This window comes from Pseudomonas sp. AC172, assembly GCF_979258595.1.
Window position 1 is genome coordinate 864,960 of sequence record NZ_OZ409868.1, and the last position, 14,282, is coordinate 879,241.

Genomic DNA, 14,282 nt, shown 5'->3' on the forward strand with positions numbered 1-14,282 from the left:
TCAAAGCGGACGAAAGCAAACCGGCACAAATTTTATTGTTTGGCAGTTAAGTCAGGGTTGGCAAGTATGTAAAGGTTGTCTGATTTCGACATTTTTTCTATTCGACCTGATGCGATGTGTTCTCGAAACTCCTTTTCAACTGTTTTTTTGTCACAGTATTTTTTATATTTAGATGGCCTATCGCTAGCGTAAATGTAAAGGCGCCATACATCAAAGCCGTCGACTCTGTTATCCGAACCATAATCAAAGTCCACTGAATCTGATGGGAAATGAATGGCGCACCCTACGCCGTGCAGTTCATATTGAATTCCATCAGTTATTTCACCGCAGCGTTCGATTTGCTTGCTCCGCCAAAGTCTTAAAATATTCCGAGTGCCAAATTTTTTTTGTAGTAACTCCGTGCCATAGTCTACTTTTGAAAGAAAGTCATTTATTAGATCCTCAAGATTTTTATCGGCTGTTTTCATCTTCTTCTGTGATGCTCCAATCGGTCGTGTCCTACATTGTTAGCTGATTCAATGACTTCTTCGATAGTATTAAGTTCTCCTTTGTGTTCTCTGATGTTTGTGATCAATTTTATAGTTATTGGCGTTGCTGTTTGTTTTGCAGCTGCTGCACGGTGATGTCCATCTAGAATATAGAGGGTGCCCTGATGTTCTGCTACGTCTATGGGATAGCTGACATCGTAGCCACCTGCTCGCATTTGATCCCTTATTTTTTCGACGCGTTTAGTTGAATTTTTTCCCATAATTGCATGCGTTCGCTTCACTGAATGTGGGTCAACGCCATGAATCAAGTCCGGTAGTTGTGGCTCACCCTCATCAACCTTAGCCCCAGCAATTCCACCCGGCACCTCACACCCAGGCTTATTCGGCGGCGGACAGTTGGAGCTCAACCCCAACGGATCCACCCACCCCGTCGGATTCGGCACGTACTGGTACTGATTCAACCCACCGGCCAACTTGATCGGGTCCGGCGTCAGATACCGTCCCAGCCGCGGGTCGTAATACCGGTGGCGGTTGTAATGCAGGCCGCTTTCCGCATCGAAATACTGCCCCTGAAAGCGCAGCGGCTGGTTCAGGTAGTCATCACCAGCGAGGGTCAGTGCGGCGACTTTGCCGTAGGCGTCGTATTGCGCGGACCAGACGATGTCGCCGCTGTAGTCGGTGAGTTCCTGCGGGGTGCCGAGGTGGTCGAGTTGGTAGTAGAACGGGCAGGCTTTTTTCGGGCCTTTGCCGTCGAGCAGCGCGAGGGGGCGGAAGGTGCCGGGTTCGTAGACGTAGCTGCGGTATTCGTGTTCGCTGCTTTCGGCGACGAGGTGATCGCCTTGCCAGAAGAATTCGGTGGTCTCGCCGTTGACGGTTTTGCTGATGCGTCGGCCGAAGGCGTCGTAGCGGTAACTGGCGGTTTGGCCGTCGGGGCGGGTCAGGCCGATCAGGCGGTGCTGGCTGTCGTAGCGGTATGCAGTGACGAGTGTCTGCGCGCGGCCGCGACGTTCGCGGATCAGGTTGCCGAAGGCGTCGTAGTCGTAGTGGCGGTCGCCCTGCATGAGCAGGCGGTTGCCCTTGATCTGGCTCGGGCCGGGGCGGTCCTGCATCAGCAGGTTGCCGGCCGGGTCGTGGGCGAAGGATTCCGGCAGTTCGTCGCGCGAGTGGCGTACGCGGATCAGGCGGTCGAGGGCGTCGGAGCCGTAGGTGCGCTGGCCGTGGCGGCTGTCGGCAATGTGCGCGAGATTGCCGTTGGCGTTGTAGGCATAATCGCGGCGGTACAGCGCATCGCGCTGATGGCCTACGGCGTGGGCGAGTAATCGTCCTTGATCGTCGTAGGTATATTCGCTGAGCAGCAAACCTTGTTGGCGTTGCAGTTCGCGGCCGGACTTATAGATGTGACGGGTCAGTGGCGTGCCGTTGAGGTCGATGTCGGTCAGCGCGCCGCCCTTGGCGTGGCGGTAGTCGAGCACGCTGTTGTCCGGCAGACGCATGCGTTTGAGCTGGCCGCAGGCGTCGTAGCGGTAGCGCAGGGTGCCCCAGCCCTGATGCTCGGTGATCAGCCGGTCCTGACGGTCGTACTCGAAGGCCAGCGGGTGTTGCTGGCCGTCGTCGACGCCGATCAAACGGCCGAGGCGGTCGTATTGATAGCTGACCTTGATCCCGTCGGGCAGGGTTTTGACCAGCAGACGCCCGGCCGCATCGCGTTTATATGCCGTGACTAACTGTGAGCCGTCATCACCGAACTCGGTCTTCTCCAACAGATGGCCGTTGAGGTCATAGGTGTACGCCGTGCGGCGGCCGTCAAAACCGCTTTCCTGACGGATCATCCCGGTCGGCGTGTAGTCCAGCCGGTACTTTTCCCCGGACTCGTTTTCAATCTCGGTGAGCAGCAGCTGCGGATGGTCGTAGCGGTACTGCACCCGCGTGCCGTCGGGGTTGATCCGCCGCGAGACCAGATGCAGGTCATCGTCGTATTCGTAGCGGGTGATGCGCCCGAGTTCATCGCGCTCGGCAGTGACCTGACCATAGGCGCCGTAGCTGTAGGCGCGGGTCGCACCGTCAGGAAATGTCGTCTGAATCAGTCGGCCAACGGCGTCCCAATGCTGACGGGTGACTGCGCCATGTTCGTCGGCGGTGGTGGTCCGTCGCCCCAGCGCATCGTAGGAAAAGCGCCGCACGCCACCGTCGGGCAGGGTTTCCTCGGTCAACTGACCCAGGGCATTCCATACCAGCCGATGCCGACTGCTGTCCGGATAGCGGATCGACAGCAACTGGCCACGGGTGTCGTAGTAGTAATGGGTGACCTGGCCGTCGGGATCGACCGCTTCGGTGATATCGCCCTCGGCATTACGCCGGTAGATCCACACCGCATCACCGCGCGAACGCCGATAAAGGAAACCGTTGCGGTACTCGTAGGACGTGGGCGCATCAACAGGTGGAATCAGCGCGATCAGCCGTCCGACTTCGTCGTAGCGGTATTCGGTGACCGCGCCCAAGGCATCCTGCTCGGCGATCAAGCGCCCGGCATCGTCGTAGGCCTTGAGCTGCTCGCCACCGTCGGCCTCGACCTTGCGCACCAACCGCGCACGCTCGTCGTGAACGTAGGTCTCTTCGGTGCCGTCGACGTAATGCACCGCGACACTGCCGTCGCCCGCCCAGACGTAGCGCGTGTCCATCTGCGAAAACGATGCCCAGTGGCGCACGCAGCGGGCAGCCTTGCCAGACCGCTCCCACTCCCAGAAGAAGCTCGCGCCGCCGGCCAGTTGCCGCTGCAGGATTACGTGGGCGTCGTCATAGTCGTAACGCTCGCTGTCACCGACGGCGTTGCTGGCTTCGATCAGGTGCCGATAGGCGTCGTAGCGGTAACTGACCAGTGTCTGTTCGGTGCCCCAGGCTCCGTCGCGAAACACCTGATAATCGACACCCAACAACTGCGCGCGGTCATAACGCAACAGCAGCGAACGCCCGGCACCGTTGTCCAGGCGCTGCACCCGGTCAGACCGATCGCGCTGCAGCGTCAGACGATTGCCATAGGCATCGCTGATCGCCGTCAGCCGTCCTGCGCGAAAGTGATAAAACCGCGCTGTTTCCCCGGCCAGCGCCAGGATCAGTTCCTCCGGCTCATCACCCAGAAAGATCGCCGCCCGCGACAGGCTGTTGTGAATCGCCGGGCGCTCAATACTCGGCAGCGGAAACCGAGTGCGGCGGTTTTCATGGTCAACCCAGACAACAACATCGCCTTCAAAGACCAACCGATGCGCCAGCGAATGACTCCAGCCAAACCCCAACCCGACATCAATCTCCGCCGCGCTGCTGCGATACAACCGGGTGAACTCAAACGGCAACACGCCATCGAGCACCGCATCAGTCAGCGTCAGCAGTTCCTCACCGGTGACCATCGACACCGGGCAACCGTTGGTGCAGGTACGCGGCACACAATCGGCGCTGTCGCCGTTGGGATTTTTCGCCTGATCCGAGGCATCGTCGTGTGGCTCATGCCGTTCCAGCCGGCTCGAAGCGCCAGGCTTGTCCCGCACAACAGGCGCCGGATTCTGCACGGTCAACACCAGCGAGTCGGCCTGATGAATGTTCAGCGGTATCGACGGTGTCGGTTTCAACTCGACTTCACGCGCGTGGAGCATGAGTGGTTTCAAGGCGCTCGCGTGTTTGCTCAGTTCCGGCGCCGACGTCAGCTCCGCCAGTCGCAACGCGGACGCTGCCAGCCATTCCCGCGCGCGGGGCGACTTGATCTTCGCCAGCACCTTGCTGCTCAAGCGCAGCGGCACGCCGACGCCGCCCAACAACCCCATCAACAGAAAACTGACCAGCAGTTCGGCCCGAACCTCGGCCACCACTTCGGCCAGATACTGCGGCGGCAGCATCTTCAGCCAACTGGTAAACGCGGCCAGATGAATAAACAGAAGAGGTTCGTCACTGAGGATCAGCAGGCCGTTGGCAATGGCGTCGCTGGAGGCATTCAACAACGCCTCAAGCTCGGCCTCGCTGAGGTATTCCAGCAATTTTTCACTGTTGGCCTGCAAGTCGGCGAGCAGGGCGAATACCTGTTTGATATCGTCCCAAACGCCATTCAGGGCTTGCTCGAACCCGCGCCAGTCGGCTTGTTGCAACTGACCGTAACGGTCAAGAAACCCGGCGCTGGAAAACTCCGTCCACTGCGGCTGAAATTCACTCCATTCCCCGCGCAGCCAGCCCTCCAGACCATTGATGATGCCTTGATAGGAGGCATACAACGCCTGCACATGGTCTGTGGACACATCGGGAAAGAAGGTGATTCGATAACGCTGGCCCCGATCGCAATCGGTCACCTGCAGAATGCCGCTGGGGCCGATGGTGTAATGCAGCGGCTCGCCGAAAGTCAGCACACCGCCGACATCGGCAAGCACCGGTTCGAGGGTTACCGGGGTGTTGCCGATCGGCACAAACCGCGCGGCCTCGAACATGTGCACCAGCGTTAATGCCCCGTTGGCCGAGCACATGACCACCGATGAACTGAGCGGTTGGCGCGACTTGATCGGCGCGCTGAGGCGCACGTCGTTGCCGACAGTGAAGACCTGCTCGATATCCAGCGCGGTGCCGGTCCAGAACTGCTCGGCCCAGGCGTCGTAGTGGTTCAGGCACAGGCGGAATTCGCGGATCAGGTGCTCGAAGTCCGGCTCGTCCGGGTTCAAAGCAGCAACAACGAGCAGGCCGATGCTGTTGTTCAGGGCCAGCAGCCGATCGGTTGGAAGCATTCGCAGTCTCTCGCGCACATCAAAAAGGTGCGGGGACTTTGCGGGGGATCAATCAGGAAAGAAGTCGGGCGAGTAGCTGATGTCTGTAGGATATTTCGCTAAATACTTGCGGGTTGTTCATCGCCGCAACGGACATTGCCCGTTGCTCAATGTCTGTCGCGCTCGTTATGCTGCTGAACCCTTTAATCAGATCCGAGCAGCGGCATCACCTGCCGCCTGGGATGTCTTTGTTAACGGATCCGATGATGAATGCACCGCTGAAGGCGTTTGGCCCAATCAAGGCCGTGATTTTCGATATGGACGGTTTGCTGCTGGACACCGAGGGCATTTACACCGAAGTCACCTCGCTGATTGCCGAGCGCTATGGGCGAACCTTCGACTGGAGCATCAAGCAGAACATCATTGGTCGCGGGGCCAATGATCTGGCGAATTATGTGGTGCAGGCACTGGATCTGCCGATCACCGCCGAAGAGTTTCTGGTCATCCGTGAACCGCTGATGCGTGAGCGTTTCCCTACCGCGCAAGCGATGCCGGGTGCCGAAGAGTTGATCCGCCACCTCAAGGCGCACAATATTCCGATCGCTGTGGGCACCAGTTCATCGCGTCAATCGTTCGGCCAGAAAACCACGCTGCACCGCGACTGGTTTGCGTTGTTCGACTTCATCGTCACGGCAGACGACCCGGAAGTCGGCGCGGCCAAACCGGCGCCGGATATCTTCCTGACCGCTGCCCGTCGTTTGGGTGTCGCGCCTGAAGATTGTCTGGTGTTCGAGGATTCGCCGTTTGGCGTGACCGCCGCGAAAGCCGCAGGCATGACCGCGATCGCCATCCCGGATGCTGCCATGGCCGATGAAAAGTACGCACATGCTGACGGGATTCTTCGTACCCTGAAAGCGTTCACGCCAAGTGCCTGTGGTTTGCCGGCGCTGGAATGGACGTAAACATCTGACGCAAAAAAACGCCGCCCTTCTGTAACAAGAGGGGCGGTGTTTTGCGTTCAGGCGACCCGGAAAAATCAGGCGCCGAAACCACCGTCAATGGTCAGGCTGGCACCGGTGATGTAGCCGGCTTCCGGGCCTGCCAGATAGGCGACGAAGCTGGCGATTTCTTCGGCTTTACCGTAACGACCCACGGCCATCAGCGGGATCAGGCTTTCGGCGAAGTCACCGTGGGCCGGGTTCATGTCGGTGTCGACCGGGCCGGGCTGCACGTTGTTGACGGTAATGCCGCGTGGGCCGAGGTCGCGGGCCAGACCTTTGGTCAAACCGACCAGCGCCGATTTGCTCATCGCATACACACCGCCGCCGGCAAAGGGCATGCGGTCGGCGTTGGTGCTGCCGATGTTGATAATACGCGCGCCTTCGCCCATGTGTTTGGCGGCTTCTTGCGAGGCAATGAAGACGCTGCGAATGTTGATCGCTACGGTCTGGTCGAAGTCTTCAAGTTTGAAGTCTTCGAGCGGTGCGACGGCCAGCACGCCAGCGTTGTTGACCAGAATGTCGAGGCGGCCAAAGGCTTCGACCGCGGCGCTGACGGCGTGGCGAATGGCGGCGGCATTGGCGCTGTCGGCCTTGATTGCCAGGGCTTTGCCACCGTTGGCGGTGATGCTGTTCTGCAATTCTTCGGCTTTGGCGGTGGAGCTGACGTAAGTGAAGGCTACTGCAGCGCCTTCAGCGGCCAGGCGTTTGACGATGGCTGCGCCGATACCACGGGAACCGCCTTGAATCAGAGCAACTTTACCGCTGAGGTGTTGAGTGGTCATGTTCGATCTCCAGAGTGTTCAAGGCAGAATGCCTTGGTATTGGTGGCGAGTATCGGCGTGCTATCGACAACTGTGTAGACCATGATTGCTATAGTCTGTGTAAACCAGAAGTTTATAGTGGTGATCATGGAAACCTTCAGCAGCATTGAATGCTTCGTGCGCAGTGCCGAAGTCGGCAGCTTTGCCGAAGCCGCAAGGCGCTTGAGTCTGACCCCGGCGGCAGTCGGCAAGAGTGTGGCCAAACTCGAAGTGCGGCTAGGCGTGCGGCTGTTCCAGCGTAGTACACGCAGCCTGACGCTGACCGAGGCCGGGCAACTTTTCCTGGATCAAGTCAGTGGCAGTTTGACCACGATTCAGAATGCCGTGGCCAATCTGTCCAGCGTCGAAGGGCTGCCGGCGGGAACGCTGAAAGTCAGCATGGGCGCAGCGTTTGGCTGTCTGCATATCGTGCCGATGCTCGGTGAGTTTCTGCAGCGATACCCCGCGATCAATCCTGACTGGCATTTCGATAATCGACAGGTCGATCTGATCGGGCAGGGCTTTGATGCAGCCATCGGCGGCGGCTTCGAACTGCCCCAAGGCGTGATCGCACGCAAACTGAGCCCGGCGCACCGGATATTGGTGGCGTCCGCCGACTATTTACAGGCCAATCCCAAGATTATCGAACCGGACGACCTCAGCCACCACGACGGCATTCTGATCCGTTCGCCGCAAACCGGACGCGTGCGTTCATGGCAATTGACCGGGCGCAATCCACAGAACTGTCGGCCGTTGGTGCTCAAGGCGCGAATGACCCTGAGCGATTCCGAAGCGGCGTGCGCGACGGCGGCACAGGGCTTGGGGATTGCACTGGTGAGCATGCCGTTTGCGGTGGGGTATCTGGAGGCGGGGACGTTGCAGCGGGTGTTGCCGGACTGGTTTGTCGATGATGGCAACATTTCGATTTACTACGCCGAGCATAAGTTGTTGCCGGGGAAGACGCGGGCGTTTGTGGATTTTTTGATTGAACAGTTTGCGGAGAAAGGGTTGGCGCGGCGGTTCAGTGCGATTTGAGCATGGTTTTAGACCGCGGCGCGGCCATCGCGGGCAAGCCCGCTCCCACAGGTTTTTGTGTTGTGCACAAAATCTGTGGGCAACTCAGAACCTGTGGGAGCGTGGCTTGCCCGCGCTGAACGATAACGCGGTCTACCGGGCAAACCGCCCCGGCCAACCAATGATGTTCTTCGGCCGTGGCGTTGCATAAGTCCGTACTTTCGACGTCGACAAGCGCAACCGCACCAGCGATTCGGCAATCGTCACCGCCGCCGTCACGCCATCCACCACTGGCACACCCGTACGTCGACGAATCTGTTCATCCAGCCCGGCCATGCCGCCGCAACCCAGGCAGATCACCTCGGCTTTGTCCTGCGTCACCGCCAGTTCAGCCTGATGCACGATCGCTTCCAGCGCACGCTGCGGCTCGTGTTCCAGCTCCAGAACGGCCAGACCACTGGCCCGCACTGACGCGCAACGATCCCACAGACCCGACAGCTTCAGCCGATCCTCAATCAATGGCACGGTGCGATCCAGCGTGGTCACCACTGAATAGGCGTGACCGAGAAACATCGCCGTACTCGCTGCAGCATCAGTGATATCCACCACCGGCACATTGAGCAATTCCTGCAAACCTTCACGGCCATGTTCGCCATAACCGGCCTGAATCACCGCATCGAACGGCTGATCGTAGGCCATCACCCGATCCATCACCGCGATGGCCGCCAGGTAGCTTTCGAAATTGCCTTCAATCGAGTCGGCGCCGAAATATGGCGTCAAACCGACAATTTCCGTTCCGGGTGAAGCTACGGCCTGTGCCGATCGGGCAATGGCCTCGGTGATGGACTCGGTGGTGTTGACGTTGACCACGAGAATACGCATGGGGAAATCCTTATAGCGGGCAGTTCGGCGGCCCGAAAACCGGGCCGCGAGGGAGTTAATGGCAGACGTTGTCGACAGCGATCGATTCGCCGCTGATGTCGGCGTAGTGCGGTTGGCGTTTGGCGATGATCAGATAAAGCATTCCGGCAATCCCCGCGCCGATCAGCCACGAGAATGGCGAGACGCTGTGGAAACCCGGCACCAGCGCCAGGACGATGGCGATCAATGCCGCAGGAATAAACGCCGCCACCGCGCGGAAATTGATCCCGCGGCTGTAGTAATAAGCGCCGTTGGGATCTTCGCTGTAGAGCTGCGGTACGTTGATCCGGCCTTTGCGGATCAGCCAGTAGTCGACCATGATCACGCCGTACAACGGGCCGAGCAGGGCGCCGAGGCCGGACAGGAAATACACGATTACCAGCGGGCTGTTGTAGAGATTCCACGGCAGGATCAGCACCGCGATGGTCGCGCTGATCAGTCCGGCGCGGCGGAAGGTCAGGTACTTCGGCGCCAGGTTGCTGAGGACGAACGCCGGGGCGACGAAGTTGGCCATGATGTTCACCGCCACGGTAACGATCAGGAACGCCAGGCAACCGAGCACCAGGAAGAACGTGTTGGGAATCGAGGCGATGATTTCGGTCGGGCTTTCAATGATCCGGCCATTGATCTGAAATTGCGCGCCGCAGAGCAGTACAGTAATCGCGGCGAACACCAGAATATTCACCGGCAAACCCCAGAAGTTTCCTACCTTGATGGTCTTGCGGCACGGCGAAGAACGGGCGAAATCGCAGAAGTTGAGAATCAACGTGCCGTAGATCGCCAGCCACAAGGCGCCGCCGGCAAAAATGTTGCGCCACATCTCGCCACCGGTCAGCGGCTCGCGAGTCGACCAGGCGATGGTCGCGTTGGCCTGGAAGTACATCCACGCGGCGAGCGCGGCGACAGTCAGCAGAATCACTGGCCCGGCGAACGCTTCGTAGCGGCGCACCATTTCCATGCCGTAGGCGAGAATCGCCAATTGCACGAACCAGATTGCCACGAAACATACCCAGCCCAGCGTCGACAGACCAAGGATCGAATCGTGGTCGTATTCGGCAAAACCGGGATGCACCGCTGTGAGCAACACGCGGAACACCACCGAGGCCAGATACGTCTGAATCCCGAACCAGGCAATGGCGATAACCGCCCGGATCAGTGCAGGAATTTGCGCGCCGTGAATGCCGAAACTGATCCGACTGATGACAGGAAACGGCACACCGGTTTTCTGCCCCATGTAGCCGGACAGGTTCATGAAAAAATACACCAGCGCCGCGCCAATCCCCAGCGACAGCAGAATCTGCCAGCCACCCAGGCCCAAGGCATACAGCCCAATGGCGAAGGAGTAGTTGGCGATGTTGTGCACGTCGTTCGTCCACAGGGCGAAGATGCTGTATTTGCCCCAGCGTCGACCTTCGGCCTTGGTCGGTGCCAAGTCGCTGTTGTGCAGCCGCGGACTGAGTTGCAACGGCTCGGTGAGTCCGTCATGGGGTAACGGTTGGGTAACGGGAGAGGCGGGCAGATTCAGCGCGATGTTATTGGAGAGACTTGTACGCATTCCGGCAGGCTCCTGATGTTCAGGGCCGCGATGACTGTGCATAAGCCACAGGGCTCGACAAATCTTCGTCGCGACAGTGAAACATCACTGGTTACGGGGCATCTGCAGCCTGTACGGGATAGGGCGCTTCAGGCTTGCGGATCGAAAGTGTGTATGTTTTGCAGTTTTGTATACAAAACATGTATGCACTAAAGCCAGATTTGTGCCAGTTAGCGATCTATGCGCAGCAGTGTTCATTTCGAAAAGTTATCGATGCACGCTAAGTCTTTGAAAATAAGTGGTTAAAAATTGACCGTTTGGACAGGTATTTATTTTGAGTGAGGGATTTTGAGGGGAGGCGAGGGCGAGGGATTCTCAGGCGGGATGTAACTTTTCAGGGCGCGGAAACAAAAAAGTGCACACATAAATGGCACCGATGGTGACATTCGTGTGTACACATTTTCTGATGGCTCCGCATAACATTGTAGGAGTGAGCCTGCTCGCGATAGCGGTGTATCAGCCGATGAATTTTTTGGCTGATACATCGCTATCGCGAGCAGGCTCACTCCTACAGGGGGAAATCAGCGCGGCAGGGAGTTACGCCTTGCTGATGATATTCCCGGCGTGCAACCCGCACTCTTTCTGCGTCGCCTCTTCCCACCACCAGCGGCCTTCGCGCTCGTGCTGGTTCGGCAGCACCGGACGGGTGCACGGCTCGCAGCCGATACTGATAAAGCCACGTTCATGCAGGCTGTTGTACGGCAGTTCGAGCATGCGGATGTAACCCCAGATTTCTTCACTGGTCATCTGCGCCAACGGGTTGAACTTGTACAACGTACGCTCCGGCGTAGAGAACGCGGTATCGATTTCCATCACCGCCACAGCGCTACGCGTGCCCGGGCTCTGGTCGCGGCGCTGGCCGGTGGCCCAGGCTTTGACGCCGGACAGTTTGCGCCGCAGCGGTTCGATCTTGCGGATGCCGCAGCATTCGCCGTGGCCGTCCTTGTAGAAACTGAACAGGCCTTTTTCCTTCACGAACGGTTCGAGTTTCGTGTAGTCCGGCGACACCAGTTCGATGTCGATCTTGTAGTGCTCGCGCACCTGATCGATGAAACGGTAAGTCTCCGGGTGCAGACGGCCGGTGTCGAGGCTGAACACCTTGACGTTTTTGTTGAGCTTCCAGGCCATGTCCACCAGCACCACATCCTCGGCGCCGCTGAAAGATATCCACAAGTCATCGCCGAACTCGGCAAAGGCGAGTTTGAGGATGTCCTGGGCGGATTTGTTGGCATAGGTCGTGGCGAGTTCCACGACGTCGAACGTTGCACTCATCAGGGCGGCTTCCTACAGGTCGGTGGCGCTGGGCGCTCTATATGGCGCTGATGGTAACAAAAAGCTGCACGGCTCGGGGGCGTGCTGTGCGTTGCGCGTCTGCATGTGAGTCGCTAGAGTTCGGCCTCGCTCGACTCAAATAATCAATACAAACGGGAGTGTCTTGTGGAAATTGCTTGCCTGGATCTTGAAGGGGTGTTGGTGCCGGAAATCTGGATCGCCTTCGCTGAAAAAACCGGAATCGACTCCCTCAAGGCCACCACCCGGGACATTCCCGATTACGACGTGCTGATGAAGCAGCGTCTGCGCATCCTCGATGAGCACGGCTTGAAACTGTCGGACATTCAGGAAGTGATCGCCACACTGAAGCCGCTGGACGGCGCGGTGGAGTTCGTCAACTGGCTGCGTGAGCGCTTTCAGGTGGTGATTCTGTCGGACACGTTTTATGAGTTTTCCCAGCCGCTGATGCGTCAGTTGGGCTTTCCGACCTTGCTTTGCCATCGTCTGATTACTGACGAGACCGGGCGGGTGACCAGCTATCAGCTACGCCAGAAAGATCCCAAGCGCCAGTCGGTGCTGGCATTCAAAAGCCTGTATTACCGGGTGATTGCGGCGGGGGATTCGTATAACGACACGACGATGCTGGGCGAGGCGGACGCGGGGATTCTGTTTCATGCGCCGCAGAATGTGATTCGCGAGTTTCCGCAGTTTCCTGCAGTGCACACCTTCGCTGAGTTGAAGCAGGAATTCCTCAAGGCTTCCAACAGAGAGTTGAGTTTGTAGTCGTCTGAAAGGACGCATTCGCGAGCAGGCTCGCTCCCAGTTTTGGAATGCATTCCCCTGTGGGAGCGAGCCTGCTCGCGAAGCTTTCACGCGTTTAAAGGTTCTGCAGGGTTTCGAGGAGGATTCGGACTTTGGTGATCGACTCCTGATACTCCGCCTGCCAGTCCGAATCCGCGACAATCCCGCCACCGCCCCAGCAGCACACCTGCCCATCCTTGACCAACAGACTGCGAATCGCGATGGAGCTGTCCATCTCGCCGCGTACGTCCAGATAAAGCAGTGACCCGCAATACAAGCCGCGCCGGGTTGGCTCCAGTTCATCGATGATCTGCATCGCACGAATCTTCGGCGCGCCGGTGATCGAGCCGCCGGGGAAGCTGCCGGCAATCAGATCCAGTGCGTCGCGATCATCCGCCAGTTCGCCGGTCACGCTGCTGACCAAGTGATGCACGTTCGGATAGCTTTCCAGGCTGAACAACTCCGGCACCCGCACCGAGCCGATGCGACAGGTGCGGCCGAGGTCGTTGCGCAGCAGGTCGACGATCATCAGGTTTTCCGCGCGATCCTTGGGGCTGGCCAGCAGTTCGGCGGCGTTGGCGGCATCTTCGGCCGGGGTCAGGCCACGCGGACGGGTGCCTTTGATCGGCCGGGTTTCGACCTGACGCTGGCTGACTTTGACGAAGCGCTCGGGTGACAGGCTCAGCACGGCGCCGCCGTCGGGCAGGCTCTGGAAACCGGAGAACGGTGTCGGGCAGGCTTCGCGCAATGCGCAATAAGCCCGCCACGGATCGCCCTGACACGCCGCACGGAAGCGCTGGGCGAAATTGACCTGATAGCAATCGCCGGCCTGGATGTAATGCTGAATGCGTTCGAAGGCTTGACGGTAATCGTCGGCCGAGAGGTCGGCGGTCATCGGGTTGTTCAGTTTGAACGGTGCCAGTGCCTCAGCGTGCGGCTCGGTGAACAGCGCGATCAGCCGGTGTTTCTCGCTGTCGAGCACTGTCGGGTGAAAGATCAGTTGGCTGGTGGCCGTCTGGTGATCGCTGATCAGTGCCCAGTCGTACAGGCCAAACCGGGCATCGGGCAATTGCAGGTCATCTAGCGCCTGACTCGGCAAGTTTTCCAGGTGCCGACCGAAGTCGTAGCTCAGGTAACCGATCAAACCGCCTGCGAATGGCAGTTCGAAACCCGTTGGCAAATCAGCCTCGCCCAAACGACTCAGATTATCGCGCAGACGTTGCAGGAAATGGCTGCCGCTCTCGTCCGGCAATACCGCCAGTTGTTCCAGCGGCCAGGCGCTGAGCAGGTCATAACGGCCACGGTCGGCACTCGGTCGGCCGCTGTCGAGCAGCACGGCGCCGGGCGCGTTGCGGATGGCCGCGAAGTAGTCGGCGGGATTGGCGCGGTAGGGCAGCGGGTGTACGGAACAGGTCAACATGGGCGGGGCAGATCGGCCGTTGAGGCGGGGTGGGGATTGTAGTCCTCTCTCGGCTGTCAGATCAAAATCAAAAGCCTACCCCCTCACCCCAGCCCTCTCCCCCAAGGGGGGCGAGGGGGAAGGGGGCTGATCGGGGGCTTTTCAAATCCTGAGTTCGACTCAAGGCTTTCAGGTCGGCGTATTTCCAGCATCCACCTCGGTCAGTCCCCTCTCCCTTTGGGAGAGGGCTAGGGTGAGG

Annotated in this window: 10 protein-coding genes; 3 read left to right on the plus strand and 7 right to left on the minus strand. The window is 59.0% G+C overall.

Annotated elements, in window-relative coordinates:
- Nucleotides 1–32: 32 nt before the first annotated feature.
- Together ACZ0A4_RS04100 and ACZ0A4_RS04105 are read right to left on the minus strand one after the other, a co-directional pair.
- Nucleotides 33–467 (minus strand): DUF6896 domain-containing protein, encoded by a 435-nt coding sequence (locus tag ACZ0A4_RS04100; RefSeq protein ID WP_463573167.1) that lies wholly within the window; start codon nt 465–467, stop codon nt 33–35.
- Nucleotides 464–5,242, minus strand: coding sequence for an RHS repeat-associated core domain-containing protein (locus tag ACZ0A4_RS04105; RefSeq protein WP_463573168.1), 4,779 nt, complete (start codon nt 5,240–5,242; stop codon nt 464–466). The genes ACZ0A4_RS04100 and ACZ0A4_RS04105 overlap by 4 nt, the downstream gene beginning before the upstream one ends.
- A gap of 245 nt (nt 5,243–5,487) precedes the next feature.
- Between ACZ0A4_RS04105 and ACZ0A4_RS04110 the strand changes: the two genes are divergently transcribed.
- On the plus strand, nt 5,488–6,183 hold the full coding sequence (locus ACZ0A4_RS04110) for an HAD-IA family hydrolase (protein ID WP_463573170.1): 696 nt from the start codon (nt 5,488–5,490) through the stop codon (nt 6,181–6,183).
- Nucleotides 6,184–6,257: 74 nt separating this feature from the next.
- Here ACZ0A4_RS04110 and ACZ0A4_RS04115 read toward each other — a convergent pair whose 3' ends face one another.
- Nucleotides 6,258–7,004 carry a 3-oxoacyl-ACP reductase family protein gene (locus tag ACZ0A4_RS04115; RefSeq protein WP_463573171.1) on the minus strand — a complete coding sequence of 249 codons (747 nt, stop codon included), beginning with the start codon at nt 7,002–7,004 and terminating at the stop codon, nt 6,258–6,260.
- A gap of 126 nt (nt 7,005–7,130) precedes the next feature.
- Between ACZ0A4_RS04115 and ACZ0A4_RS04120 the strand changes: the two genes are divergently transcribed.
- Nucleotides 7,131–8,057, plus strand: a complete 927-nt coding sequence (locus tag ACZ0A4_RS04120; protein WP_463573173.1) for a LysR family transcriptional regulator — start codon at nt 7,131–7,133, stop codon at nt 8,055–8,057.
- A gap of 132 nt (nt 8,058–8,189) precedes the next feature.
- On the opposite strand, the gene ACZ0A4_RS04125 is transcribed toward ACZ0A4_RS04120, so the two are convergent.
- The 3 genes from ACZ0A4_RS04125 to ACZ0A4_RS04135 all read right to left on the minus strand — a co-directional run bounded on the left by ACZ0A4_RS04125 (nt 8,190) and on the right by ACZ0A4_RS04135 (nt 11,823).
- Nucleotides 8,190–8,918 carry an aspartate/glutamate racemase family protein gene (locus tag ACZ0A4_RS04125; protein ID WP_095047763.1) on the minus strand — a complete coding sequence of 243 codons (729 nt, stop codon included), beginning with the start codon at nt 8,916–8,918 and terminating at the stop codon, nt 8,190–8,192.
- A gap of 55 nt (nt 8,919–8,973) precedes the next feature.
- A complete protein-coding gene (locus ACZ0A4_RS04130; protein WP_463573174.1) occupies nt 8,974–10,512 on the minus strand; it encodes an NCS1 family nucleobase:cation symporter-1 in 1,539 nt (512 codons plus the stop codon).
- Nucleotides 10,513–11,088: 576 nt separating this feature from the next.
- Complete coding sequence (locus ACZ0A4_RS04135) at nt 11,089–11,823, minus strand: phosphoadenylyl-sulfate reductase (protein WP_141129074.1); 735 nt, start codon at nt 11,821–11,823, stop codon at nt 11,089–11,091.
- 165 nt (nt 11,824–11,988) lie between these two features.
- Here ACZ0A4_RS04135 and thrH point away from each other — a divergent pair, with 165 nt between their 5' ends.
- A complete protein-coding gene (thrH, locus tag ACZ0A4_RS04140) occupies nt 11,989–12,606 on the plus strand; it encodes a bifunctional phosphoserine phosphatase/homoserine phosphotransferase ThrH (protein ID WP_463573176.1) in 618 nt (205 codons plus the stop codon).
- 94 nt (nt 12,607–12,700) lie between these two features.
- Here thrH and pabB read toward each other — a convergent pair whose 3' ends face one another.
- On the minus strand, nt 12,701–14,044 hold the full coding sequence (gene pabB / locus ACZ0A4_RS04145) for an aminodeoxychorismate synthase component I (RefSeq protein ID WP_463573177.1): 1,344 nt from the start codon (nt 14,042–14,044) through the stop codon (nt 12,701–12,703).
- Between the last annotated feature and the right edge of the window lie 238 nt (nt 14,045–14,282).